Raw genomic sequence first — 3,542 nt, forward strand, 5'->3', positions numbered from 1 at the left:
CCTAAAATGAAAGAAGCCAATGCGGTCTTGTTGATGGATAAATTTATCTACTACCTGAAGCAACACCGCTTATATACCCGCACACTTGGAATTATTTGAGTCTCTAAAAATGAGGGGATCTCTGAGGGCACTGACGGCGCTTACTGCTGAATTCACTGTCGGCGAAGGTGAGCTGATGACTCATGATGAACCCTTTTTCATGGCTCCAGATGACAAACATGATCTCATATCAGGGACTTGTTCGCACCTTCCCTAGCTCGTCACGGGCGCTAGACAATGCCAAGGGGCAGCAGTTACGCCATGGCGTTATCGCCCCATCTGCCTGAAAACGCGACATGGGTTTCCGTTCAGGGGTGTTTCGTCCACATAACCTCCGTAAACTATGAGCTAATGCTCTGATCTTGCTTGCCTATCTGCCCGCAAGCGGGGCTCGCTATGGTAAGCTCAGACGCACTTGGCTCAGCCCCTCCGGCCTTGACCGGCGGTAATAAGGAATCGTATGAAAACTAATATTGCCTCTCTTGCCAGCCTGATCTGGTCGGTTGCCGATCTGCTGCGCGGTGATTTCAAACAGTCCCAGTACGGGCGCATTATTCTTCCCTTTACCGTATTGCGCCGCCTCGAATGCGTGCTGGAAGCCAACAAGCAGAAGGTGCTCGTTGCCGTCGAGAGCACCAAGGCGCTGCCCGAGGTTGCTCGCGACAAGCTGCTGCTCAGCGCAGCTGGCCAGAGTTTCTATAACACCTCCAAGCTGACGCTCGATTCGCTGGGTGAAAACCATATTGGCGATAACCTGGATGCCTATGTGCGCGCCTTCTCGACCGATGCCCGCGAGGTGTTCGAGCATTTCAACTTCGAGGCCAGTATCGGCCTGCTCGAAGATGCCAACCTGCTCTACAAGGTGGTGCGTTCCTTTGCCAATGTCGATCTCTCGCCTGAGGCGGTCGATAACTACGACATGGGACTGGTGTTCGAAGAGCTGATCCGCCGCTTCGCCGAAAGCTCGAACGAGACTGCCGGGGAGCACTTTACCCCGCGCGATATCGTACGGCTCACCACCTCGCTGGTGTTTGCCAGCGATAACGAAGCCCTGACCAAGCCCGGCGTGGTGCGTTCCATCTATGACCCCACCGCTGGCACCGGCGGCTTTCTCTCCTGCGGCATGGAGTACCTGCACGAGCTCAATCCGGCGGCCCGTCTGGCCACCTTCGGTCAGGAGCTCAACCCCGAGTCCTACGCCATCTGTAAGGCCGACATGCTGATCAAGGGCCAGGACATCAGCCATATCAAGCTAGGTAACACCTTAAGTGACGATCAGCTGCCGTTCGAGCATTTCGACTACTGCCTCTCCAACCCGCCCTTTGGTGTGGACTGGAAGAAGGTGGAAAAGCAGGTCAGTGATGAACATCAGCGCAAGGGCTTTGATGGCCGCTTCGGGCCCGGTCTGCCCCGAGTCTCTGACGGCTCCTTGCTGTTTTTGCTGCACCTGATCTCCAAGATGCGTCCGGCCAGTGCCAACAGCGAGGGCTCGCGCATCGGCATTATCTTGAACGGCTCACCGCTGTTTACCGGTGGTGCGGGTAGCGGTGAGAGCGAGATCCGCCGCTATGTGCTGGAAAACGATCTGCTCGATGCCTTGGTCGCCCTGCCCACCGACATGTTCTACAACACCGGCATTGCCACCTATATCTGGGTGCTCTCCAACCATAAACCGGCCGAGCGCCGCGGCAAGGTGCTGCTGATTAACGCCAGCGACCTGCACACCCCGATGCGCAAATCCTTAGGGTCCAAGCGCAAACAGTTAAGTGATGAGGCCATCAGCGAGATTGTCGCCCTCTACAGCCGTTATGAGGCCAGCCCGATTGCCAAGATCTTCCCGACCTCGGCCTTTGGCTATCGCCGCATCACGGTAGAGCGGCCACTGAAGCTTGCCTTCTACCCGCACGATGCCGAGCGTCTGGCCGCCCTGCAAGCCGACAAGGGGTGGCAGAAGCTCGATGCCAGCCTGCAAGCGGCCATTCTCGCCGCCCTACCGCAATTACCGGAACAGCTGTTGTGCCGCGAACAGTTCAAGAAGCAGCTGAGCAAGGCGCTCGCTGATACCAAGCTGCCCGCACCGGCCTTAAAGCTGCTGATCAATACCCTCGGTGAGCAGAACGATGCCGCCAAGGTGTGTATGGCTCTTTCTGGTAAAGAGAAAGGCGAGCCGGAGGCCAGCTCGGATCTGCGCGATTACGAGAATGTGCCGCTGGGCGAAGATATTGATGGCTATCTGGCGCGTGAAGTGCTGCCCCATGTGCGCGATGCCTGGATCGATGTCAGCAAGACCGATCCGCTGGATGGCCAGGTGGGCATAGTCGGTTACGAGATCCCGTTTAACCGCCATTTCTACCAATACCAGCCGCCGCGCCCGCTGGCTGAGATCGATGCCGATCTGGATGCGGTCGCCCGTGACATCATGCAACTGCTGGCCGAGGTGCATTCATGAGTACTGCGAGTCCGCTGGGTAAATATCAGCCCTATCCTGAATATAAAGATTCGGGCGCAGAGTGGTTTGGAAATATACCAAATGATTGGTGCATAGTTAAAATTGGGCATTTAACAACAAAAATTGGAAGTGGAAAGACTCCATCCGGTGGTGCTACCACATATGTTGATGAGGGAATTACGTTCCTCAGAAGTCAAAACATTTATGACGATGGTTTACGTTTAGATGATGTCGTATATATAAGCCATGACGTGGACGCCGAAATGGCTTATTCTCGCGTTAAGCCAATGGATATCTTAATTAACATAACAGGTGCATCCATCGGGCGAACGACTATTGTTCCTGTTGATATCGGCTCAGCGAATGTCAACCAACATGTTTGCATTGTTAGATTACATGACTTATCTCTGGCTAGATTTATAGCTTGGGCAATGAAATCTCAACCGACTAAATGTCAAATTGGCAACGCTCAAACCGGAGCTGCTCGCGAAGGACTTAATTTCGAGCAGGTTGCAAACATATTACTTTGCTTGCCTCAGAGTAATTATTCTGCACACATATCAGACTTCCTCGACTACGAAACGGCTCGTATCGACCAGCTGATCGCCAAGCAGCAGCAACTGATTGAATTGCTCAAAGAAAAGCGTCAGGCGGTGATCTCCCATGCCGTCACCAAGGGGCTGAACCCGAACGCGCCGATGAAAGACTCCGGCGTAGAATGGCTTGGCCAAGTGCCGGAGCATTGGGTTGTTCTACCGACAAAGCGTTTTTTCAGGATGGTTGCAAAGCCTGCACCAGAAAATAATGAGCATGAACTTTTGTCTGTTTATACAGACATAGGTGTTCGCCCTAGAAAAGAGTTAGAACAAAAAGGTACCTGATTACCCATGACCCTCAGCCAGCTTCAAGAGCCGATATGGCATCGGAGGGCTTGCCACGACTGCATGCCCCAATTCAACAAACATACTCTTGAGGTCAAAACGATGATTAAACCGGAAGCAGTATTCAGCAAGATGCCTTGGTAAATGCTTCGCTCCGAGCTTATGACAACTGC

Annotated in this window: 2 protein-coding genes and 1 pseudogene; 2 read left to right on the forward strand and 1 reads right to left on the reverse strand. The window is 53.6% G+C overall.

Annotated elements, in window-relative coordinates; translation table 11 throughout:
- The first annotated feature begins 499 nt into the window (after window positions 1-499).
- Complete coding sequence (locus C3418_RS23030) at window positions 500-2,488, forward strand: class I SAM-dependent DNA methyltransferase (RefSeq protein WP_103859351.1); 1,989 nt, start codon at window positions 500-502, stop codon at window positions 2,486-2,488.
- Window positions 2,485-3,369: a hypothetical protein gene (locus C3418_RS24565; protein WP_219812709.1), complete on the forward strand. Its 885-nt coding sequence runs from the start codon at window positions 2,485-2,487 to the stop codon at window positions 3,367-3,369. Before C3418_RS23030 ends, C3418_RS24565 begins: the two co-directional genes overlap by 4 nt.
- On the opposite strand, the pseudogene C3418_RS23040 reads toward C3418_RS24565, so the two are convergent.
- Window positions 3,370-3,542 (reverse strand): annotated as a pseudogene (locus C3418_RS23040) (IS1595 family transposase); the annotation flags it as partial.

This window comes from Aeromonas sp. ASNIH8 (assembly GCF_002919855.1).
Taxonomy (GTDB): domain Bacteria; phylum Pseudomonadota; class Gammaproteobacteria; order Enterobacterales; family Aeromonadaceae; genus Aeromonas; species Aeromonas caviae.